Origin of the sequence: Arthrobacter sp. YAF34 (genome assembly GCF_052113245.1) — a bacterium.
GTDB lineage: Bacteria > Actinomycetota > Actinomycetes > Actinomycetales > Micrococcaceae > Arthrobacter.
In genome coordinates this window covers 88,208-110,371 of the sequence record NZ_JBFRCV010000002.1, presented here as the reverse complement: position 1 = coordinate 110,371, position 22,164 = coordinate 88,208, and the positions used below count along the sequence as shown (strand labels likewise).

General features: G+C 67.5%; 21 protein-coding genes. 14 read left to right on the top strand and 7 right to left on the bottom strand.

The window, feature by feature from the left end; translation table 11 throughout:
• Window positions 1-22: 22 nt before the first annotated feature.
• Window positions 23-565, bottom strand: a complete 543-nt coding sequence (locus tag AB4Y72_RS02925) for a WhiB family transcriptional regulator (RefSeq protein ID WP_441424672.1) — start codon at window positions 563-565, stop codon at window positions 23-25.
• Window positions 566-924: 359 nt separating this feature from the next.
• Between AB4Y72_RS02925 and AB4Y72_RS02920 the strand changes: the two genes are divergently transcribed.
• On the top strand, window positions 925-1,629 hold the full coding sequence (locus AB4Y72_RS02920) for a TIGR03089 family protein (RefSeq protein WP_441424671.1): 705 nt from the start codon (window positions 925-927) through the stop codon (window positions 1,627-1,629).
• Between the two features lie 3 nt (window positions 1,630-1,632).
• Here the strand turns inward: AB4Y72_RS02920 and AB4Y72_RS02915 are convergent, their stop codons facing one another.
• Window positions 1,633-2,208, bottom strand: a complete 576-nt coding sequence (locus AB4Y72_RS02915; RefSeq protein ID WP_441424670.1) for a GtrA family protein — start codon at window positions 2,206-2,208, stop codon at window positions 1,633-1,635.
• Between the two features lie 257 nt (window positions 2,209-2,465).
• On the opposite strand from AB4Y72_RS02915, the gene AB4Y72_RS02910 reads away from it, so the two are divergent.
• The 5 genes from AB4Y72_RS02910 (at window position 2,466) to AB4Y72_RS02890 (ending at window position 8,283) form a co-directional block, all read left to right on the top strand.
• Entirely contained in the window at window positions 2,466-3,614 is a 1,149-nt protein-coding gene (locus tag AB4Y72_RS02910) for a 5-(carboxyamino)imidazole ribonucleotide synthase (RefSeq protein ID WP_441424948.1), read from the top strand.
• Between the two features lie 47 nt (window positions 3,615-3,661).
• On the top strand, window positions 3,662-4,255 hold the full coding sequence (gene purE / locus AB4Y72_RS02905; protein WP_441424947.1) for a 5-(carboxyamino)imidazole ribonucleotide mutase: 594 nt from the start codon (window positions 3,662-3,664) through the stop codon (window positions 4,253-4,255).
• 10 nt (window positions 4,256-4,265) lie between these two features.
• On the top strand, window positions 4,266-5,897 hold the full coding sequence (locus tag AB4Y72_RS02900; RefSeq protein WP_441424669.1) for an LCP family protein: 1,632 nt from the start codon (window positions 4,266-4,268) through the stop codon (window positions 5,895-5,897).
• 120 nt (window positions 5,898-6,017) lie between these two features.
• Window positions 6,018-7,307, top strand: coding sequence for a mannose-6-phosphate isomerase, class I (gene manA / locus AB4Y72_RS02895; protein WP_441424668.1), 1,290 nt, complete (start codon window positions 6,018-6,020; stop codon window positions 7,305-7,307).
• Between the two features lie 4 nt (window positions 7,308-7,311).
• A complete protein-coding gene (locus AB4Y72_RS02890; RefSeq protein ID WP_441424667.1) occupies window positions 7,312-8,283 on the top strand; it encodes a lipid II:glycine glycyltransferase FemX in 972 nt (323 codons plus the stop codon).
• Window positions 8,284-8,388: 105 nt separating this feature from the next.
• On the opposite strand, the gene glpX is transcribed toward AB4Y72_RS02890, so the two are convergent.
• Entirely contained in the window at window positions 8,389-9,411 is a 1,023-nt protein-coding gene (gene glpX / locus AB4Y72_RS02885) for a class II fructose-bisphosphatase (RefSeq protein WP_223987125.1), read from the bottom strand.
• 193 nt (window positions 9,412-9,604) lie between these two features.
• Here glpX and AB4Y72_RS02880 point away from each other — a divergent pair, with 193 nt between their 5' ends.
• From AB4Y72_RS02880 to AB4Y72_RS02870, 3 genes are all read left to right on the top strand, one after another.
• Entirely contained in the window at window positions 9,605-10,330 is a 726-nt protein-coding gene (locus AB4Y72_RS02880; RefSeq protein ID WP_441424946.1) for a DUF4245 domain-containing protein, read from the top strand.
• Window positions 10,331-10,339: 9 nt separating this feature from the next.
• Window positions 10,340-10,954, top strand: coding sequence for a carbonic anhydrase (locus AB4Y72_RS02875; RefSeq protein WP_441424666.1), 615 nt, complete (start codon window positions 10,340-10,342; stop codon window positions 10,952-10,954).
• 94 nt (window positions 10,955-11,048) lie between these two features.
• Window positions 11,049-12,485 carry a class II fumarate hydratase gene (locus AB4Y72_RS02870; RefSeq protein ID WP_441424665.1) on the top strand — a complete coding sequence of 479 codons (1,437 nt, stop codon included), beginning with the start codon at window positions 11,049-11,051 and terminating at the stop codon, window positions 12,483-12,485.
• Window positions 12,486-12,590: 105 nt separating this feature from the next.
• Here AB4Y72_RS02870 and AB4Y72_RS02865 read toward each other — a convergent pair whose 3' ends face one another.
• Window positions 12,591-13,259, bottom strand: a complete 669-nt coding sequence (locus AB4Y72_RS02865; RefSeq protein WP_441424664.1) for a VWA domain-containing protein — start codon at window positions 13,257-13,259, stop codon at window positions 12,591-12,593.
• 166 nt (window positions 13,260-13,425) lie between these two features.
• Here AB4Y72_RS02865 and AB4Y72_RS02860 point away from each other — a divergent pair, with 166 nt between their 5' ends.
• Together AB4Y72_RS02860 and AB4Y72_RS02855 are read left to right on the top strand one after the other, a co-directional pair.
• A complete protein-coding gene (locus AB4Y72_RS02860) occupies window positions 13,426-14,172 on the top strand; it encodes a TetR/AcrR family transcriptional regulator (protein ID WP_441424663.1) in 747 nt (248 codons plus the stop codon).
• Window positions 14,169-15,878 carry an MDR family MFS transporter gene (locus AB4Y72_RS02855; RefSeq protein ID WP_441424662.1) on the top strand — a complete coding sequence of 570 codons (1,710 nt, stop codon included), beginning with the start codon at window positions 14,169-14,171 and terminating at the stop codon, window positions 15,876-15,878. The genes AB4Y72_RS02860 and AB4Y72_RS02855 overlap by 4 nt, the downstream gene beginning before the upstream one ends.
• 96 nt (window positions 15,879-15,974) lie before the next feature.
• On the opposite strand, the gene AB4Y72_RS02850 is transcribed toward AB4Y72_RS02855, so the two are convergent.
• Window positions 15,975-16,445, bottom strand: coding sequence for an NUDIX hydrolase (locus tag AB4Y72_RS02850; RefSeq protein ID WP_441424661.1), 471 nt, complete (start codon window positions 16,443-16,445; stop codon window positions 15,975-15,977).
• Between the two features lie 9 nt (window positions 16,446-16,454).
• On the bottom strand, window positions 16,455-17,012 hold the full coding sequence (locus AB4Y72_RS02845; RefSeq protein WP_441424660.1) for a prepilin peptidase: 558 nt from the start codon (window positions 17,010-17,012) through the stop codon (window positions 16,455-16,457).
• A 58-nt stretch (window positions 17,013-17,070) separates the two neighbouring features.
• On the opposite strand from AB4Y72_RS02845, the gene AB4Y72_RS02840 reads away from it, so the two are divergent.
• From AB4Y72_RS02840 to AB4Y72_RS02830, 3 genes are all read left to right on the top strand, one after another.
• Window positions 17,071-17,895 (top strand): hypothetical protein, encoded by an 825-nt coding sequence (locus AB4Y72_RS02840; protein ID WP_441424659.1) that lies wholly within the window; start codon window positions 17,071-17,073, stop codon window positions 17,893-17,895.
• Window positions 17,896-17,969: 74 nt separating this feature from the next.
• Window positions 17,970-18,620: a GNAT family N-acetyltransferase gene (locus AB4Y72_RS02835; protein WP_441424658.1), complete on the top strand. Its 651-nt coding sequence runs from the start codon at window positions 17,970-17,972 to the stop codon at window positions 18,618-18,620.
• A gap of 578 nt (window positions 18,621-19,198) precedes the next feature.
• Window positions 19,199-20,305, top strand: a complete 1,107-nt coding sequence (locus tag AB4Y72_RS02830; protein ID WP_441424657.1) for an IS110 family transposase — start codon at window positions 19,199-19,201, stop codon at window positions 20,303-20,305.
• Window positions 20,306-20,600: 295 nt separating this feature from the next.
• Here AB4Y72_RS02830 and AB4Y72_RS02825 read toward each other — a convergent pair whose 3' ends face one another.
• Complete coding sequence (locus tag AB4Y72_RS02825) at window positions 20,601-22,040, bottom strand: PhoH family protein (protein ID WP_441424656.1); 1,440 nt, start codon at window positions 22,038-22,040, stop codon at window positions 20,601-20,603.
• Window positions 22,041-22,164 lie beyond the last annotated feature (124 nt).

Here is a 22,164-nt window from a genome sequence, read left to right as displayed (position 1 = left end):
GTGACTCGTACTTCTTGAAGAATTAGACTGCTCGCTTCCTAAGCCGGCGCCGCTCGCGCTCGGAGAGGCCTCCCCAGATCCCGAACCGCTCGTCGTTGGACAAGGCGTATTCGAGGCACTGGGAACGCACGTTGCAGGCGCCGCAGACTTTTTTGGCGTCGCGGGTGGAGCCGCCCTTTTCCGGGAAAAAGGCTTCGGGGTCTGTCTGCGCGCACAGGGCATCGGTCTGCCAGCCGAGCTCGCCCTCGTCGTCAAAGTCCTGCCGGGACGGCAGCCCGATCCACACCGGCTGCGCGACGGTGTCGGCGCCAGCGGAATGGAGCTCCATCGGCGGGTCGAGGGGATCGCTGTCATGGTCCGGGCCCGCAAGAAGTTCATCGTGCGCTGCGAGGAAGGCCGTGGCAGCGTCCTGCAGGGAATCCTGGGTGTGTTCGTTGTAACGGTCAGCTGCGTCCGGATCGGCCGGATCTACATACCAGTCACTCGGCACTCCGCGTGACCGGTATTTCGCCGTGGCCTGGCCGGCAACTACGGCGTCTTCATGGATACGCTCTGCTAGCCCCATGGCGTCCCCCTCCTGATTTGCAGCCACTGCAAGACCCCCTTGGACACTCGGTTGAGTGCCGGTTTTTGCACAGTGGCTTTAGATAACTAATTACACGTGTGTAAGTATCCGGGAGTCAAGCCACGGCGGAGATAATAATCAACCCGATACACAAAGTGCAGGCACGCCACGCCCGGCATTTTTTTCGCCCCGCCCGCGAGAAGCCGCGGAATAATCAGGGTGCTGAGCACTTTTGCGGGTTTTCATTGAATTTTCGGGAAATTTTTTGCGCCTCCGCGCGATGGCCGTTTGAGCGGCCGCCGCCGGCATGACGGACATCACATCACGGGCTGCCGGAGGGCCCGTGGCAAGATGAAGGCATGAGCATCCCGGCGATCGAACTGATGACAGCACTGCGGTCCGGCCAGTCCACAGCGCCCCGGCTGACCTGGTACGGCCCGGATTCCGAACGGGTTGAACTGTCCGGACGCGTGCTGGATAACTGGGTGGCGAAGACGTCAAACCTGCTGCAGGACGAGCTCGACGCCGAACCCGGCATGCGGCTGCGGCTGGACCTGCCGGCGCACTGGAAGTCGGTGATCCTGGCCCTGGCGGCCTGGCAGCTCGGCATGGAGGTGGTCTTTGCGGGCGCGGAGGCTGACCTGCTGGCCACGGCGGATCCCGGTCCCGGTGCCGCGGCGGGCGGATTCGACGCCGTCCTCGCCGTGTCCTTGCCGGCGCTGGCCATGCGGTGGTCCGGCGAACTGCCCAGCGGCGTCCTTGACTACGCCGCCGAGGTACGTTCACACGGCGACTTCTTCATGCCCCACGTCGATCCCGAAGCCCAGCGCTGCGCCATCCGCACCGCGGACGGCGCAGTCCACGCCCACGGCGCGCTGCTGGACGATTTCGCCGCGGCCCACGAGGCCGGACGGCGGCTGCTCATCCCGGCGGCGGACGGCCTCGAGGCGGTCCTTGCACAGTCGCTGGGAACGTGGAAGTCCGACGGTTCCGTGGTCCTGGTGCACCCCGACGTCGAGGTGACCGGCAAGTTGCGCTCCGCCGAGCGCATCAGCGGAAGCTGAGCCTCAGGCCGTCGGGCCGGGCAGTTCCGGATCGTTCACGGCTTCCCGCGCGGCGCTCTCGGAAACGAGGGAACCAGGCTGGGTGTGGGGGTGCCGTTCGATGATCTCGTGGTCGTGCGAGAACGTCGGTTCGTCGTCGAGTTCCTGGTTGAACACCAGGAAGCGGTAGGCAAAGAAGCGGACCACGGTAGCGACCAGGATGCCGACCACCCCGGCCAGGAAGAGCATGTTCTTGTCGGTGATCCCCATGCCGTATTTCGCGAGGGCGGTGAGGCCGGTGGAGATGCCGATGCCGATCCCGTTGATAATGACGAACATCACGAACTCGCGCAGCACATTGGCCTGCCGGCGGTGCCGGAATGTCCAGAAACGGTTCGCGATCCACGAGAATATCGTCGCCACGGTCGCCCCGAAGAAGCGGGCCTTGGCCTCGCTGTCGGTCATGGGACCGTGCATCAGGTAAAACGTGAGGCCGTTGTCAATGATGAACGCGATGCCGCCGACGGCGCCGAATTTGGCCACTTCGCGCCAGAACAGCGAGGCCAGACCGCGCATGCGCTCGTTAAGTGTAGTAATCATGACCCTCCGTGGCCTTCTGGAACTGTCGGCCATTGGGGCCAAACGCCCATTTTAGCGTCGTTTCCCGGGAGTCCGCCCGCCCGGGACGGTGAGATGGCTCGCTCCGCATCCGGCGGCGCGCGGTGCCCGGACCCGCCGCGTCGGCCTGTTCGCGCGCCTGCCAAGCCGAAAAGCCGGGTTCCCGTGAGGTTTTCGGTAGGCTGGGGCTTGTGACTTTTCCTGTAATCGGTGTTGTTGGCGGCGGCCAGCTTGCCCGCATGATGGCCCCTGCCGCCACCGCCCTGGGCTTTGAGCTCCGTGTCCTCGCCGAAGGCGAGGACGTCTCTGCTGTCTCGGCCGTGGCCAACGCCCCGGTCGGTGACTACAAGGACCTTGACCACCTGCTCGAGTTCTCCCGCGGCTTGGACGTGCTGACCTTCGACCACGAACACGTCCCGACGGCGCACCTGCGGTCCCTGATCGAGGCCGGAGTGAACGTCCATCCCGGTCCGGACGCCCTGGTCAACGCCCAGGACAAGCTGGTGATGCGCGCCGCGATCGACCGCCTGGAGCTTCCCAATCCCCGCTGGGCCGCCGTCGCCAGTGTCGCGGACCTCGTCGCCTTCGGTGAGGAGACCGGCTGGCCGGTGGTGTTGAAGATGCCCCGCGGCGGCTATGACGGCAAGGGCGTGCGGATCGTGGCCACGGCCGCTGACGCGCCTGACTCCGCCGACTGGTTCGAGGCCATGTCCCCCCTGCTGGCCGAGGCCAAGGTGGAATTCAGCCGCGAACTTTCGGCCATGGTTGCACGGACCCCGGATGGTGAATCCCGGGCCTGGCCGGTGGTGCATACCATCCAGGTGGACGGGGTGTGCGACGAAGTGATTGCCCCGGCCCTGGACATCCCCTTCGACGTCGCCGTGGCCGCGGAAAACGCCGCCGTCCGGATCGCCAACGAACTCGGCGTCACGGGCGTCATGGCCGTCGAGCTTTTCGAGACTCCCGGCGTCGGCGCGGGGTTCCTGATCAACGAGCTCGCCATGCGCCCGCATAACACCGGGCACTGGACCCAGGACGGCTCGGTGACGAGCCAGTTCGAACAGCACCTGCGGGCCATCCTGAACCTGCCGCTGGGCGCCACCGACCTGCTGGGGCCCGTCGTCGTGATGAAGAACTTCCTCGGCGGCGCCAACCAGGACCTCTATTCCGCTTACCCTGCCGCCCTGGCAAGCGAACCGGCGGCGAAGGTGCACTGTTACGGCAAGGCCGTCCGGCCCGGCCGTAAGATCGGCCACGTCAACCTTGTCGGGACTTCGGCGGCCGACGTCGATTCCGTCCGGGAGCGGGCCACCACTGTGGCCGACATCATCAGGAACGGCCGGCCCCAGCCCGGCGCGACGCCGGCAACCTCCGAGGAGATCGCATGAGCACCACGCCCGACACCGCCGGAACCCCATTGAACGCAGCAACCCCAATGGCCGGCGCCGGTTCGGACACCCCGATCGTGGGCCTCGTCATGGGCTCGGACTCGGACTGGCCCGTCATGGAGGCCGCCGCCGAAGCACTCGCGGAGTTCGGGATCCCGTTCGAGGCCGACGTCGTCTCCGCCCACCGCATGCCCACGGAGATGATCCGCTACGGACAGACAGCACACGAGCGCGGCCTGCGCGTGATCATCGCCGGCGCCGGCGGCGCGGCGCATCTTCCCGGCATGCTGGCCTCGGTGACGCCGCTGCCGGTGATCGGCGTCCCCGTTCCGCTGAAGACCCTGGACGGCATGGATTCGCTGCTGTCCATCGTGCAGATGCCCGCCGGTGTACCGGTCGCCACCGTCTCGATCGGCGGGGCGCGCAACGCCGGCCTCCTCGCCGTGCGGATGCTGGCCTCAGGCACCGACGAACTCGCGCTCCAGCTCCGGGCAGACCTTCTGGACTTCGCCCAGGAACTCAACGACGTCGCGACCCGCAAGGGTGCCAGCCTGCGGCACAAGGTCAGCGAAGTGTTCGCCGAGGCCAACGTCGCCCCGCGTAGCAGCAAAAGAAATAGCAGCCAAAAAGGCAGCCGTTAGGGACCCCGGCATGAGCAACAGCTACGCCCCCGCGCGCCGCCCCGAGGAGTCGAGGCGGCCGCCGGCCGACCCGATCCGGCACCCCTCCGGCGCACCGGCGCCGGTGCTGGCCAAACGGGCGTTCATCCTGATCCTCATGACGCTGTTCGTTCCCGGCAGCGCTCAGATTGTTGCGGGCCAGCGAAGGCTGGGACGGGCCGCGCTGCGCGTGACCTTCACGGTCTGGGCCCTGGCCCTGCTCGCCGTGGTCCTCTGGCTGGTTTCCCGCTCCACGCTGATCAACCTCCTCACCGGCACGGTCCCCTCGCTCCTGATGGTGCTCGGCCTCGCGGTACTGGCGATCGGCTGGGCGGGGTTGTTCCTGAACACCTTGCGGGTGATCAGGCCGCGGCTCCTGGCCCCCGGGCTGCGGCCTGCGGTAGTGCTGGCGGTAGTCCTGGCCATGATCCTCAGCAGCGGTTCCCTGGGTTACGCGGCATATCTGCTCAACGTCAGCCGGGACGCCATCGGCAGCATTTTCTCCGGCTCCGGCCCAACTCTTGAGCCATCCGACGGCCGGTACAACTTCCTCATGATGGGCGGCGACGCCGGAGCTGACCGCACGGGCCGCAGGCCGGACAGCCTCTCGGTGATCAGCGTTGATGCCAAGACCGGCAGTACATCCATCATCTCTGTCCCCCGCAATCTCCAGAATGCCCAGTTCAGTGCCGAATCGCCCATGCGCAAGGTGTACCCGGAGGGTTACAACTGCGGCAACGAGTGCCTGATCAACGCCATCAACACCGACGTCACCAACAATCACCGGGACCTCTACCCCGGGGTTGCCGACCCCGGGGCCCAGGCAACCCTTGAGGCAGTGTCCGGAACGCTGGGCATCAAGGTCCAGGCCTACGTGCTCGTGGACATGGACGGTTTCTCGAAGCTGATCGACGCCATGGGCGGGATCCGGATCAAGGCCGGCGGGTGGGTCCCGATCAGCGGACCGGTGGTGGACGAAGCCCACGGCATCCACGGCATGCCGACCGGCTGGATTCATGCCGGCGACCAGAAGCTCGACGGTTACCATGCCCTCTGGTACGGCCGGTCGCGGGAATTTGTGGACGACTATGCCCGCATCCAGCGCCAGCAGTGCGTCCAGCAGGCGATGCTGAAGCAGCTCGACCCGGCGACCCTGCTGGCCAAATTCGAGGACATCGCCAAGGCCGGGACCAAAGTGGTCGAATCGAACATCTCCTCCGGGCAGCTGGGCAGCTTCGTGGACCTTGCCATGAAGGCCAAGGGCCAGGACGTCAGCCGGCTGACCATCGGTCCGCCCGACTTCGACGCGGCCTTCTCCACGTCTCCGGACTTCGACGTCATCCATGCGCGGGTCGCGAAACTGCTGGCCGGCAAATCTGCTGGCGCCGCCGAGGACATGCTCAAGCAGCCCGGAACCACCACCGGTCCGCTCTCCGCCGCGGGTCCGCTGTCCGCCGGGGCCGCTCCGGCCGCCCCGCCCTCGCCGTCGGACTTCACCCCGGTGACCACCACGCCGGACGGCCAGCCGATCACCGAAGAGATGCTCAACCAGTTCAAGCGCAACGGCGACGAACAGTCCATCCGCGACCTCGTCGCCACCAACGGCCAGTGCGCGCCGCTCTAAGCGCGGAGCGGGCAGCGCAGCGCCGATCCTTGCGTGCCGCCCGCCCCGCGGACGGCCACCCCGGCTTGGCCGGAACAGGCCAGGCTGACCACATTTCATTGACCAGACAGGGACCAGGCCATGTACGAACTTGAGAACGTTCTCCGGCCCTATGCGTGGGGCTCCCCGACGGCCATCGCCGACCTGCTCGGCCGGCCGGCCTCCGGCGGCCCCGAGGCGGAGCTCTGGATCGGCGCCCACCCGGGCTCCCCCTCTGTCGCCCTGACCCCGGCGGCCGGCGGCACAGGACGCCACAAGCCCGAAGCGCACGACGGCGGACAGCTCGCGCTGGACGCGCTGATCGCCGAGGACCCGGAGCATTACCTGGGCAGCGCGAGCGTGGCCGAATTCGGTCCGCGCCTGCCGTTCCTGCTCAAGGTCCTCGCGGCCGAAACGCCCCTGTCCCTGCAGGTGCACCCCACCATGGACCAGGCCCGGGAGGGCTACGCGCGCGAGGAAGCGGCCGGAGTGGACCAGTCCGCCGCGGACCGCAACTACAAGGACGCGTTCCACAAACCGGAAATGATCCTCGCGCTGACCCCGTTCGCGGCGCTCTGCGGTTTCCGGCCGGCCGCGGATTCCCGCGCGATCTTCCTGCACCTGGCGGCGTGCTTCGACCTCGCCGGGCTGGAACTGCCGGCGCTGGTTCCGCAGCTGCTCGACGACCTGGCGCAGCCGGACGAGCCGGCGGCCCTCCGCGCCGCCTTCGAGCGGCTCATCGCCGGCGGCGAGGACGTCTCGCACGCCACCGCGATGATCGTGGCGGCCCTCGTCTCCGGGGCGCCCATGGGAACGCACGTGGCGGAGCTGACCACCGTGGTCAACCTCAACCATGACTACCCGGGAGACCCGGGTGTCCTGATTTCGCTGCTGCTGAACCGGATCTCCCTGGCGCCGGGTGAAGCCGTCTACCTGCCGGCCGGCAACGTCCATGCCTACCTGCACGGCCTCGGGATCGAGGTCATGGCGTCCTCGGACAACGTGCTCCGCGGCGGGCTCACGCCGAAATTCGTGGACGTGCCGGAACTGCTCAAAACGGTCGCGTTCGAGGCCGTCGCCGTGCCGATGCTTGCGGCCGAGACCACCATGCTGGGCCAGGAGCTCTTCCGGCCGCCGTTCCGGGAATTCCAGTTGCAGCGCATTGAACTGGCCCCCGGGGCGGAACCCGTCCCGCTGGCGCAGTCCGGTGCCGCCGTCGTCATTGTCACGGCCGGCTCCGTCCGCCTCGACTCCCCCAAGGGTGAGCTGCGGCTGGAACGCGGCGCCAGTGCCTTCCTGCCCGCCGCGGAGGCACCGGTCAACGTCCACGCCGTTTCCGGCGCCGCCGGCCCCGCCCTGGCATTTGCCGTCACCACCGCATTGGAAGCCTGACATCATGGATTATTTCCTGCAAAGCCCGCAGTGGGCACAGTTCCAGCGCGCGTTGGGACGCACCGTCCACGAACAGTCCGGGCCCGGGTGGCGCTTCCTTGCGGTGGAGGAATCCAACCCCGCGGGCAAACTGCTGTACTCCCCATACGGTCCGGTCGCCGAGTCGCTGGCAGCGTTCGACGCCGCACTGGCGGCCCTGACGGAGCTCGCCCGGGCCAGCGGGGCTGTGTTTGTCCGGGTTGAGCCGGTCGCCGCCGGGTTCACCGCCGCCGAGGCCGACGCCGTGCTGCGCGGCCGTGGCCTGCAGCCGGCCCCGGTCAGCCAGCAGCCGGAACTCAGCTGGATCGTTGACATCGACCGGGACATCAAAGAGGTCCTCGCCGACATGAAACCGGCCAACCGGAACCTCTTCCGCAACATCCACAAGAAGGGCGTGACCTTCCGCTCCAGCCAGGATCCGGCGGAGATCTCGGTCCTGCTTGACTTCCTGCATATGACGGCAGCGCGCAACGGCTTCAAGCCGCAAAGCGACGAGTACCTGAGCCAGGTGGCCCGCTCGCTGATGCCGGCCGGCGCCGCGACGCTGTTCATCGCCGAGCTCGACGGCCACCCCATCGCCGCCGCGCTGGCCTATGATTCGGCAGACACGCGCACGTACGCCCACGCCGCCCTGGACGACACGCACCGCAAGCTCAGTGCGGGCATTCCCCTGCTCGTCACCCTGATCGCGGACGCCAAAGCCAAAGGTCTCAAGCACGTGGACCTGTGGGGTGTGGCCCCCGCGGACCAGCCGGAGCACAAATGGGCCGGATTCACGGCGTTCAAGAAATCGTTTGGCGGCCGCGAGATCGCCTACCCGGGGACCTGGGACCTGCCGGTCCGGAAGGTGCGTTACGGCAGCTACCAGCTGGCCCGCAAAGGCGCCCAGATCGCCAGGAAGCTGCGCGCCGGGGCCAAGGCCCCCACAAGAAGCTAACGGGCAGCGGTCCCGGCGCGGGCCCGACGCCAATGCTGAGACGACGAATCCCGGGGCGCCGAGGCGGCCCGGGATTCGCGGTGTTCCGGTGCTGTTGCGCCGGTGTCAGCTCTTGCGGGCGTAGCCTTCCCACTTGCTCGCCTGGTGCTCGCCGTCGACAAAGCGGATGGTGCCGGACTTGGAGCGCATCACGATGGACTGGGTCAGGACCTTGTCCTTGGAGTAGCGGACGCCCTTGAGCAGGTCGCCGTCGGTGATGCCGGTGGCCGCGAAATAGCAGTTGTCGCTGGAGACAAGATCGTTGGTCGAGAGCACCCGCTCAAGATCGTGGCCGGCGTCGATCGCCTTCTGCTTCTCGTCGTCGCTGGTGGGCCACAGCCGGCCCTGGATGACGCCGCCGAGGGACTTGATGGCGCAGGCCGCGACGATGCCTTCCGGCGTTCCGCCGATGCCCATGAGGGCGTCGACGCCGGTTCCGGCACGGGCAGCGGCGATGGCCCCTGCGACGTCGCCGTCCATGATGAACTTCGTGCGGGCGCCGGCCTCGCGGATTTCCTCCACGAGTGGACGGTGCCGGTCGCGGTCCAGGATCATGACGTTGAGCTGGTTGACCTTGACGCCCTTGGCCTTGGCGATGAGGTGCAGGTTCTGCTTGACCGGCAGGCGCAGGTCAACCATGTCGGCCGCTTCCGGGCCGGTGACGAGCTTTTCCATGTAGAACACGGCGGAGGGGTCGAACATGGAGCCGCGTTCGGCTACGGCCAACACGGCCAGGGCGTTGTTGATGCCCAGCGCGGTCAGCCGGGTGCCGTCGATGGGGTCGACGGCGACGTCGCACTCGGGCCCGGTACCGTCACCGACGCGTTCGCCGTTGAAGAGCATCGGGGCTTCGTCCTTCTCGCCCTCGCCGATGACCACAACGCCGTTGAAGTGGACGGTCTGGAGGAAGGAGCGCATGGCGTCCACGGCGGCGCCGTCGGCCTTGTTCTTGTCGCCGAATCCCACCCAGTGACCGCCCGCGATGGCCGCGGCCTCGGTGACCCGGACAAGTTCCAGTGCGAGGTTGCGGTCAGGCTCGTCGATCCCGACCGCGAGCGAGGGGGAAAGCGTGGAGTACTTCTGGGACATGGGCGCTGGTGTCACGTGAACCTCTTCTTCGAGTGGCGATCATTGGACCCGAACGGCAGGACTGATCCGTCGCGGTGATTCGTCTGATACTGATCATAGTCGTGGCAGCCTCGCCAGGTCATGGGATGACCTGTGCGTGACGCACTTCACTGCCGGGCGGCCACCACACCGCGAATGTGAGATCGGCCCCGTCATGGGCGACTATAGAGGGGTGAGTGAATTGCAGGACACCTCCCCCGTTGCCCCCGGCTCTCCGGCTGGCAGCGCCCCCTCGGCAGGCCCGGGGGAATCCGGGCAACCGCCGGTCCGGCCCGTTATCGCCGCCGCGGCGGCCAAACGCGCCAACGCCTCCGTGATGGGCATGATCATCGCCCTGGTGGTCAGCATCGCCGCATTTTTGCCGATCGTCCTCATGAACCCCGCCCCCAAAACCGACGGTTACCGGCCCAACATCAATGTCAGCGCCACCGCCCGGAACGCGGCGGGTGTGGCGGGATTCACACCTGTGGCCGTCGAAACCGGCGACACATTTCGGGCCAACTACGCCCGCTGGGAGTCCGGCGCAGGCAGCGGCGTCCCCGCCTGGGAAGTTGGCTACCTGACGCCCAAAGAGTCCTTCATCGCCCTTGTCCAGACCCGGCAGGCCAATCCCACTTGGCTTCTGCAGCAGACCAAGGGCGCGCCCGTGACCGGCACCCGGAACGCCGGCGGCCGGGACTGGGAGTTGCGCGATACGGGCAACGGCGGCGAGAAATCCATGCTGCTGACCGAGCGCGGCACCACCGTCATCCTGTCCGGATCCGCGACGCTGGAAGAGTTTTCCACCCTGGCGGCGGCCGTTGTGAAGTCTCTCGAAAGCAACCCGCCTGCGGCCACTCCTGGCGCAACAGTTTCACCCTCGGCCGCACCGACCAAGTAAAGTCGGGGCGTGACCACCTACCTAACCCCTGCACTTGCCTGGCGTCGTCTGCGCGAAGGCAACGACCGATTTGTCTCCGGCGCGTCCTCGCACCCCAACCAGGATGCCTCGCGGCGCTCATCGCTCGTGGAGAACCAGCACCCATTCGCCGTCATCTTCGGCTGCTCCGACTCCCGGCTCGCCGCCGAAATCATTTTCGACCTCGGCCTCGGCGACGCGTTCGTCGTCCGCACCGCGGGCCAGGTGATTGACGACGCCGTGCTCGGCTCGCTGGAATACAGCGTCAGCGTCCTCGGCGTCCCGCTGATCGTGGTTCTGGGGCACGACCGCTGCGGCGCCGTTACCGCCACCAAGACCGCCGTGGAGACCGGCCAGATGCCGGTCGGCTTCATGCGCAGCCTGGTCGAGCGCATCACGCCGTCCGTGCTGACCTCGCTGCGTAGTAATCAGGAGGACGTCAACGACATGGTGATCGAGAACGTCAAGCAGACCTCGCAGCGCCTCGTGGACAGCTCCCGTGTGATTTCGGACGCAGTGGGAAGCGGCCGCGCCGCCGTGATCGGCCTCGCGTACAGCCTGGCGGACGGCAAAGCCGACCTCGTTTCCGGAATCGGCGAGCTTTAGGCCCATCGGCGGCGGGCTAGGCTCGCCGCCGCGGCTGCCCGGCGCGGGCGTTCACGGTTTTCGATGGGACGCCCACTCCCAATAAGCTAGCCCCATGACTTCCACAGATGAGTTGAACACCGAAGAGTTCCGCATTGAGCACGACACGATGGGCGAAGTCCGCGTTCCCGTGAACGCGCTGTACCGCGCCCAGACGCAGCGCGCAGTGGAGAACTTCCCGATCTCGGGCAAGACGCTGGAGCGCGCCCACATCGAAGCCCTGGCCCGGGTGAAGAAGGCCGCCGCCCAGGCCAACGCAGAACTGGGGGTGCTCGACGGCGAGCTTGCCCAGGCGATCGCCGACGCCGCCGACCAGGTTGCCGCAGGCCAGTTCGACGGCGACTTCCCGATTGACGTCTTCCAGACCGGGTCCGGCACGTCCTCGAACATGAACACCAACGAGGTCATCGCCGAACTCGCCTCACGTGCCCTCAAGGCGGCCGGGAGCGACAAGGTAGTCCACCCGAACGACCACGTCAACGCCTCGCAGTCCTCCAACGACGTCTTCCCCACCTCGGTGCACGTGGCCGCCACGTCGGCCCTGATCAATGACCTGATCCCGGCCCTCGGCTACCTGGCAGAGTCCCTGGAGCGCAAGGCCGTCGAGTTCAAGGACGTCGTAAAGTCCGGCCGCACGCACCTCATGGACGCCACCCCGGTCACCCTGGGCCAGGAATTCGGCGGCTACGCCGCCCAGGTACGCTACGGCATCGAGCGCATCAACGCCTCCCTCCCCCGCGTTGCCGAGGTCCCGCTGGGCGGGACCGCCGTGGGCACCGGCATCAACACCCCGGCCGGATTCCCGGAGCGCGTAATCGAACTCCTCGCCGCTGACACCGGACTTCCCCTGACCGAGGCCCGCGACCACTTTGAGGCCCAGGCCAACCGCGACGGGCTCATCGAGGCCTCGAGCCAGCTGCGGAATATTGCGATCTCCTTCATGAAGATCAACAACGACCTCCGCTGGATGGGTTCGGGCCCCAACACGGGCCTCGGCGAAATCGCCATCCCGGATCTGCAGCCGGGCTCCTCGATCATGCCGGGCAAGGTCAACCCCGTGATCTGCGAAGCCTCCATCATGGTCTGCGCCCAGGTGATCGGCAACGACACCGCCATCGCCTGGTCCGGCACCAACGGCGCCTTCGAGCTGAACGTCGGCATCCCGGTCATGGCTGCCAACCTCCTGGAATCCGTGCGGCTGCTGGCCAACACCAGCCGCGTCATGGCCGACAAGATGATTGACGGCATCACCGCCAACGTGGACCGCGCCCGCTTCCTCGCCGAGGCATCGCCGTCGATCGTGACCCCGCTGAACAAGTTCATCGGCTACGAGAACGCCGCCAAGATCGCCAAGAAGGCCGTGGCCGAGGGCCTGACCATCCGCGAGACCGTCGTCTCCATGGGCTTCCTCGAGCGCGGCGAGCTGACCGAAGAGCAGCTGGACACCGCCCTGGACGTCATGTCCATGACGCGTCCGCCGCACAAGGCCTAACGACGCCGGGCGGCGACACCGCCCGCGAAGAAAACATCCGCCGCCGGCCGGCACCTTTCCTGGAAGGGTGCCGGCCGGCGGCATGTCTGCACCGCATGTCAGAACCTAGACCCGGGGCGGTTCCCCGCCGGCTGCATCCCGCTCCTCCGCCGTGTAGACCGCCGCCGCGGCGGCGTCGGCCATGCTGGCGCCGCCGATCCGCGCCTCCCGCAGTCGCCGGGTTTTGGCGGACTGGACAGAGAAGGCAGCGTCGACGTTTCCTGCGGCGTAGGTCAGGGCGTCTTCGGCGCGGATGCCCAGGCCGCCGGCCGTCAGCACGGCGTCCTGGTTGGCCCCCAGATACGTGAACTGCCAACCCCACTGGTTCTGCTGCCGCTGGACCAGGGCCTTGACCAGATCGCCGGTGGCCTCCCGCGAGGAGTTCTCATGGCCGTCGGTCAGCACGGCCACGAGCACCGTGCCGGGACGCTGGTCCTCCTGGAGGGCCGCGAGCTCCGCACCCGCTTCCCCGATCAGCCGGACCATGGCGTCATGCAGGGCCGTGCTGCCCCGGGGAACCAGGTCCAGGGCCGGGACGTCATGGATGTCCACCGAGGCGTAGACGCGCTCGTAGGTGTCGTCGAACTGCGCCAGCGACAGCTTGCACCGGCCCGCCACCGCCTGCTGTTCACGGACGAAGGCCGCGAATCCGCCCACGGTGTCATCGGCGATGGAGCTCATAGAGCCGGAACGGTCCAGGAGGACGTACACGTGCGTCAGGGCTGAATCTGTCATGCTTCCCCATTTCCGGCCCGGACGGAGCTTCTGCCTCGTCGCGGGCCACCTGTCGCCAGCAGAAGAGCTGGACAAGAGCAGGCTACGGCCGGGCGCCGACAATATTGCCCTCAACAGCCGAGCAACTCCTTTGCACTATTGATGATTAAGTGCAAAAATACACTCTATGGGAAAGAGTGCAACTAATGAGGGCGGCCTCCGCGAGCGCAAACGGGCCGCGACGCGGGCGGCCATCACCGCCGTCGCACGTTCCCTGACCGCCGAACGGGGCCTCAACGGCTACACGGTGGAGGAAGTCTGCGATCGGGCCGGCATATCCCGCCGGACGTTCTTCAACTACTTCCCCGCCAAGGAGGACGCGATCCTCGGCCACGTCGACGACGACTTTCCCGAAGAGGCGGTTGAACGCTTCATGTCGGGCGGCACGGGTTCGCCCGCCGGGGAAATCTCGGCCTCGCTGCTGTCCGACATTGTCCGGCTGTCCCTCGACCTGGCCGAGCGGATGAGCGGCTCCGAGGAAGAGACCCGCCAGCTGATCGGGGTGATCAAGAAAGAACCCCAGCTGATGCTGCGGATCATCGGCGCCTCCGAGGAACGCGAGGCCGAGTTCGCCCGGATGATCGCGGCCAGGGAGGGCGTCCCCACGGACCATCCCGTGGTGCGCATGGCCGTGGTCCTGCTGGGCACCATCGCCCGCAAGACCAGCGCCGGCTACTTCTCCGAAGGCAACACGCGCCCGTACAGGAACCTGCTGCTGGAAAACGTTGCCGCTGCCCGCACGCTCTTCTCGCTGCCGTTCGACCCGGCCCAAGCAACCACGTCCCCGACCGACGCTTCCCAGTCCACACCCTCCCAGCCCAAACCCTCCGAGTCCAAATCTTCACAGTCCGACCCTTCCGAAGGAGCGCAATGAGCGCCGCCGTCAGCACCACGCCAGCAGCCGAACCGCTGCTGCTGACCCAGAAACGCATCTGGATCATCTTCTCCGCCCTCATCGCGGGCATGCTTCTCTCCAGCCTGGACCAGACCATCGTGTCCACCGCCATGCCCACCATCGTCGGCAAACTCGGCGGCGTGGAGCACCAGGCCTGGATCACCACGGCCTACCTGCTGGCCACCACCATCGTCATGCCGATCTACGGAAAGTTCGGCGACATCCTGGGGCGCCGGAACCTGTTCCTCGTCGCAATCGGGCTCTTCACTCTCGCCTCCGTCGGCTGCGCCTTCGCCACCGATTTCTGGGGCTTCGTGATCTTCCGCGCCATCCAGGGCCTCGGCGGTGGTGGCCTGATGATCCTGTCCCAGGCCATCATCGCCGACATCGTCCCGGCCAAGGAGCGCGGCAAGTACATGGGCCCGCTGGGCGCCATCTTCGGCCTCTCCGCCGTCGCCGGCCCCCTCCTGGGCGGGTTCTTCGTGGACCACCTGACCTGGGAATGGGCCTTCTACATCAACATCCCGATCGGCATCGCCGCGTTCACCATCGCATGGTTCACCCTCACCCTGCCGAACAAGAAGGCCGAGAAGAAGATCGACATCCTGGGTGTGCTGCTGCTCTCCGCAGCCACCACGTGCCTCATCTTCTTCACCGACTTCGGCGGCAAGAAGGACGAGGGCTGGGATTCGCCGCTGACCTGGGCTTTCGGCGCGGGCATGGTGCTCGCCGCTGCCGCTTTTGTCATGGTGGAGCGCCGGGCAGCGGACCCCATCATTCCGCTGAGCCTGTTCAAGAACCGCATCTTCGTGAACTCCACGGCCATCGGTTTCACCCTGGGCCTGGGCATGTTCGCGGCCATCGCCTTCGTCCCGACCTTCCTGCAGATGTCCTCCGGAACCTCCGCCGCGGAATCCGGGCTGCTGATGCTGCCCATGATGGTGGGCCTCATGGGCATGGCCATCTTCTCCGGCATCCGCATCTCCAAGACCGGCAAGTACAAGATGTTCCCGATCCTCGGGGCCGTCCTGACCATCGCGGCGATGCTGTGGTTGACCACGCTCACGGCCGCCACCCCCATCTGGGTCATCTGCGTACAGCTCTTCGTTTTCGGCGCCGGCCTCGGCTCGATCATGCAGGTGATTGTCCTGGTGGTGCAGAACTCCGTGCCTGCGGACCAGATCGGCACCGCGACCAGCACGAACAACTACTTCCGTGAGGTCGGCGCGTCCCTCGGCGTCGCCGTGTTCGGCTCCATCTTCACCACCCGGCTCTCCGAATCCCTGACCAAGGCCTTCACCGGCGCCGGCGCCTCGGCGGACCAGGCGTCGCAGTCCACCCGGACGCTGGACCCGCAGTCCCTCAGCCTGCTCCCGGCGCCGCTCAAGGACGCGATCGTCAACGCCTACGCGGATTCGCTGGCACCCGTCTTCTGGTACCTGCTGCCGTTCCTGGGCATTGCCCTGATCCTGGCCCTGACCCTCAAGCAGATCCCGCTCTCGGACACGGCCGGGATGGTGGCCCGCGGTGAGGCGGTGGGCGGCGAGGAAGCCGAGCGGCTCGAGGCCGAACGGAGCGCGGCCCGCACAGCGCAGGGTGACGGTTCCGGGCTGACTAACGACGGCGCGCTGGCTAACCAAGGCGGGCCGACTAACGACGACGAGCTCACCCGCTCACGCGGCTGACTTTCGGGACTCCGGACTCAGCCGCCGGCCACTGACGCCAAGGGGCGCCGCAATCTTTGGGGGTTGGGGCGCCCCTGGCTGCGTTCCGGCACAGGGTCAGCTCCGGTAGTGGACCTCACCGGCCGGGTCACTGGCCCGGCGGATCATCTCCAGGTGTCCGGGCATGAGTTCCGGGAAGTCCCCGGGCCGGAACCAGCCGACGTCGAGGGATTCGTCGTCGTTAACGCGGGCCTCTCCCGAAACGAAACGGCAGCGGAACACCAGGGTCAGGAAATGGCACACATCGCCGTTGGGATAGCGGGTGGGACCGACGGCGTCTATCGAGACCAGCCGCTCGGCAACGGCAACCACGCCGGTCTCTTCGAGGACTTCGCGCAGCAGGCCTGGTGCGGGCTCCTCGCCAGGTTCGAGGATTCCCGTAATGAGACCCCATTGCCCGTTGTCGGCCCGCCGGCCAAGCAGCACCCGGCCGTCGTCGTCGAACACCACTCCCCTGACCCCCGGGAGCCAGAGGGTTTCGTGTCCGATCTTCTCGCGCAGTCTCAGGATGAATTCCGGGGTGCCCATGACGCCAGCCTAACCGGCGGGCAGCAGCAGCATCGCGGCCGCGGTGCCGGCCAGCATGAACGGCCCAAACGGAATGGCTGACTGCAGCGTTCCCCGCCGCGCGGCAAGCAAACCGAGGCTCCACAGGCCGCCGAGCATGAAGGCGGCAAAAGTGCCCGCAAAGACGTGCCCCCAGCCCAGGAAGCCCAGGTACATGCCCAGGACGCCCGCAAGCTTCACATCGCCGAAGCCCATCCCCGGCGGATACACCGCGTGCAGGAGGAAATAGAAGAGCCAGAGGGCGGCCCCGCCGGCAAGGACACGCAGGCCCGGAATGCCGAACAGCCCGGCGTCCAGCGATCCGGCATCCGCGGGGCCGAGGGGAAGCAGCTGGCTGGCGGCCGCCCCCAGGAGGAGAACCCCGGCGATCGCATAGGACGGAAACACGATCCGGTCCGGCAGCAGGTGGTGCCGGACATCGATCACGGTGAGCCGTACGGCCATGAGGGCAAAGTAGACGCACGCGGCCAGGGCGAGCCAGAAGGCCAGCGGGTTGGCGGCGCCCAGGGTGCCGAGTCGTTCGATCACCCTCGGATGCTACTGGATATTCGTCCGGCCCGTCGGTCCCCGCGCGTAAACTGTGGATATGGCGGCATGGGACAGCAGGAACGGCCGCGGGCCGCGGGCGCCGCGCGGCCCGTCGGACCAGGCAGCGGCCTTCCGGCACCTGTGCCGGTCCTCGCCCTGGAAGTGGCAGTCGCTGAGGTTCGAGTACGTGGACCGGCCCGTCACGGGCTCCGAAGTCTCCGCACCCGCGGTCCCCGACGACCTCGTCCGGGCCTGGCTGCGCAGGCCCGGCGCGCTACGGCTGGAGACCGCCGGCGGCCTGGTGATCGGCAGCACTACCGGCATCAATGATTCACGCGGCGGCTTCTATGTCAGTTCCACGCGGAAGACCTGGCTCCTGCCGCCGAGCCTGGTCACCCCGGTGTACGACGACGACGGGCTGGTGCGCCGCCGTCCCGAGGCCGCCTACGGCGAGCCGTCGTTCGGGAACGGCCGGTTTGCCGCCGCCCTGGACCCGGTGGAGCTCGCCGGGAACTCCCCTGTCCCGCTGGAGTTCCCTAACGCCAACGCCGTGGAGCTCGGCCCCATCACGGAGGTGGACCACGAGGGCCGGCCGGCCCTGGAAACCACGGTCAGCCCGAACCCGTCGTACCGCCCCGCCGATCCCGCCGCCCCGCTGTGCCGGCCGGGCCGCACCCAGTTGAGGATCGACGCCGGCACCGGCGTCTGCGTTGCCAGCCGCTGGCTGGACGCGCCGGGGGCCGACGACGGGTCGGCCGGCTACGGGCACTGGCTCAGGATCCTGGGCGTGGACGAGTACATGCTCGACGACCTGTTCCTGGCTGAATCCATGAACCTCACGGACGTCCGCCGGCACATCAGCTGGGACGTCCCGGCCGAGTGATTCGGGCACCGAACCGCCGGCCGGACACTCCTGCGTGACTGGCATCTGCGCTCCTGCAGCGCTAGGCTTCCCCGATGACTGAGCGCGTCCCGTATTGGCCCCCTTTCGGCCTCACCCTGACCACGCCGCGCCTCCAGCTGCGGCCCATCCGGGACGAGGACATTCCGGCCGCCGTCGAGGCCGCCCTGAGCGGCGTGCACGAACCAGGCCGGAACCCGTTCAGCAATCCGTGGACCGAATCCCCGCCACGCGAGCTCGGGACCAACATGGCGCAGTGGTATTGGCGGTGCCGCGGAACCATGAGGGCCGAGGACTGGACCCTCCTGCTGGGCATCTGGCACGACGGCGCGTTCATCGGCTGCCAGGACGTCGCGGCCAAGGACTTCGCTGCCCTCAAGACGGTCACCACGGGTTCCTGGCTGCGCCGGAGCGCGCAGGGCCGCGGCCTCGGCCAGGAGATGCGTGCCGCCGTCGCCCTCTACGCCTTCGACTACCTCGGCGCCGATGTCGCCGAATCCGAGGCGGCCGCCTGGAACCAGCAGTCCCTCGGCGTCTCCCGCGCCCTCGGCTACGAGCTCAACGGCGTCTCCCGCGCCTCTTGGGGCGGCACGACCCAGGAAGTCCAAAAGGTCCGCCTCACCCCCGCCACCTTCAAACGCCCCGACTGGAACCTCCAAGTAAAGGGCCACGAAGCCACCGCAAAGTACCTGGGCATCCAGACATAACAGCAACAGTCAGCGGCGGCCCCACGGCGTCCCGCCGTCGCTTGGAAGCCGCGCGGGTTGCCGTGGTCAGGTTCGCCGTGACACGGCCTTTCGCCGTCGCTTAGACACGACGCATGGGACCCGCTACGGTCGCTGGGCGACCTCCGGGGATCCGATGCGACGCGATGCGCTCCTCTACGAAAGACCGTGTCGCGGCTGGTGAGCGTCTCACCTTCGGGGGTGTGGTGTCCCGCTAAGGAGCGCATCGCCGACCAAAGCGAGGCGAAGGTCGCCCAGCGACCGCCTAGACGATATGAAGTGTGATCGGGTCCTGCCGGTCCGGACCGGCCCATTATCGCCGGACGGTCCTGCAGCCCCGGCTTGGGGTGCTCGCTGCCCCCGGATGAAGGGCGGCGCTGCGGGACCTGGACCCCGGCGGTGATGTCCTCTATCCCGGACGGGCAGATTCCGGCAGGAACGGGGGCCGGGGCCTTCTGTTTCACAGCGTCCGTGGGTTGCCATTAGCAGCGCCCGTGGCCTGCGCGGCACTGTCGGGGGTGCAATGGTAGTGCCACATGTGAAGTTGGGAGGTCCCGGCTATGTTCGAGCATACTTTCATCGGTCTGGATGTTCACGCGGTCAACGTCGTTGGCCATGCGCTGAACCCGGACACCGGCGAAATCACACGGCACACGATGACCGCCGATCCGGCCGTGGTGCTGGAGTGGGTCCGCCGGTTTGAGCCGCCGGTCAAGGTCGTCTACGAATCGGGCCCCACAGGCTTTGTCCTGGCCCGCCACCTGCGGGCCGCGGGGATCGGCTGCGTCGTCACGGCGTCCTCGAAACTGCTGCGCGCCCCCGGGGACCGGGTGAAAACCGACCGGCGGGACGCCCGGGTGCTGGCCGAAATGCTCGCGGTCGGCTCGGTCACCGAGGTGCGTATCCCGGACCCTGACGAAGAAGCGCTGCGGGATTTGTCCCGGCTGCGCTCCGGCGCGGCCAAGGACCTCGCACACGCCCGCCAGCACGTGAACGCCATCCTGCTGCGCCACGGCATCCGCTACCCGAAAGACACCCGGTGGACGAAGGAACACCGTCTGTGGCTGCACCGACAGCACTTTGACGAACCCGCCCTCCAGTTCACCTATCAGGCCGATGTCGAACAGGCCGAACTGCTGGCCGCCCACCTGGCACGGATCGACAAGCAGATCACCGCCACGGCCGCCGCGTGCCGCTACACCCCGGTCATTGACGCGCTGATGTGTCTGCGCGGAATCCAGATCACGACCGCGTTCGGCCTCGCCGTGGAGATCGGCGACTGGAACCGGTTCACCGGCTCAACCATCGGCTCCTATCTCGGCCTGGTCCCCAGCGAGCAATCCTCCGGCCAGTCCCGGCACCAAGGCCCGATCACCAAGGCCGGGAACACCTACGCCCGCAAGCTGCTGATCGAGGCCGCCTGGCAGCACCGGCGCCCCTATGCCCGGCCCGGGGAACGGCTGCTGCGCCAGTTAGACCTCGTCGCCCCGGCGACACGCATCCGTGCCCTGGAAGGAAACCACCGGCTGCACCGCAAGTGGGAGCACTTCGATGAGCGCCACAAGATGCCGGTCAAGGCCAACACTGCGATCGCCCGCGAGCTCGCCGGCTGGTGCTGGTCACTCGCCGCACCGCTCCAGCGAGGAGAACGCATGAACGCGGCCTGAACCCATGAACGTGCCACCGGGACGGGGTGGACGTGTGATGGCAGCACCAGGAGCTAACCCGGGAGAGTTCTATGAGCAGACGGCCCGGCCCGTCGACGCTCGATCCTAGACACCGATACGCTCCAGCCGAACAATCGTCATGCGGTAGCCAACCCGCGAATATCAGTCTGACACTGCCGTCGACAACGACCCGCCAACACCCTTCACCACGAACCGGCAGGCACCAAATGAGCGGCCCCCGGAACCAAATCCCAGGAGCCGCCCATCTATGCCTCTTGACAACCAGAACTACATATCAGATCTCGGCCCCTTCCAGCAGCTCCGTCACCAGCGCCGCAATCGGCGAGCGCTCCGAGCGGGTGAGGGTGACGTGGCCGAACAGCGGGTGTCCCTTGAGCGTTTCGACCACGGCCGCCACGCCGTCGTGCCGTCCGACCCGCAGGTTGTCGCGCTGGGCGACGTCGTGCGTGAGAACGATCTTCGAGTTCTGCCCGATCCGGCTCATTACGGTCAGGAGCACGTTCTTCTCCAAGGACTGCGCCTCGTCGACGATCACGAACGCGTCATGCAGGGACCGTCCGCGGATGTGGGTCAGCGGCATGACCTCAAGCATTCCCCGGTCCATCACTTCCTCCACGACCTCCTGGCTGACCAGCGCGCCCAGGGTGTCAAAGACTGCCTGCGCCCAGGGGTTCATCTTTTCGGCTTCGGAGCCGGGCAGGTAGCCGAGTTCCTGGCCGCCCACGGCGTAGAGCGGCCTGAAGACGATCACCTTGCGGTGCTCCCGGCGTTCCAGGACGGCTTCGAGCCCGGCGCACAGGGCCAGTGCGGACTTGCCGGTGCCGGCGCGGCCGCCGAGGGACACGATGCCGACCGACGGGTCCATCAGGAGGTCGATCGCGAGCCGCTGCTCGGCCGAGCGGCCGTGGAGCCCGAAGACCTCCCGGTCGCCCTTGACCAGGCGCACCTGCTTGTCCGCCCCGACCCGGCCCAGGGCCGAGCCGCGGCCGGAGAGCAGGACCAGCCCGGTGTTGGTGGGCATCTCGGCGGCGGCAGGAATGAATACCGGCTCGTGTCCGTAGAGGGTCGCCACCTCGTCCTCGCCCGCGTCGAGCTCGGCGACGCCGGTCCAGCCGGAGTCCTTGACGAGCTCGTTGCGGTATTCGTCGGCCATCAGCCCCATGGCGGAGGCTTTGACGCGCATCGGCAGGTCCTTGGACACCACCGTGACGTCGCGGCCCTCGTTGGCCAGGTTTTTGGCCACCGCGAGGATGCGGCTGTCGTTGTCCGCCCCGCGGAAGCCCGCGGGCAGCACCTCAGCGGAGATGTGGTTCAGCTCCACCATCAGCGTGCCGCCGTCGCGGCCGAGCGGGATGGGACGGTCCAGACCGCCGTGTTCCAACCGCAGGTCATCGAGCAGCCGGAGCGCCTTCCGCGCGAAGTAGCCCAGTTCGGGGTCGTGACGCTTGCCTTCGAGCTCGGTGATGACGACGATCGGCAGGATGACCTCGTGCTCGGCGAAACGCAGGAGGGCCCGCGGATCGGAGAGCAGCACGGAGGTATCGATCACGAAACTGCGGGCCGTGCCCCGGATTCCTGTTCCTTCCCCGGAAACAGCAAGACCGGCCGCAGCGGATGTCGCTGCACCGGTCTTTGAGGTGGCTCGCTCGGCGCGAGAGGTAGCTTTCTGTCCCTGGTCGGAAATGACGTCGGGCAGTTGCTCAGAAATAGCCACATCGACTCCAGCCCCGGGGCGATGCCCGGATTTGTTATTGGTGAGGCGGCTTGGCCTGGAGGCCGGACGCGGCCTCCCATACACCCGGTGCGAAAATCCGCTCCATGTACTGGCCTCCCCGATC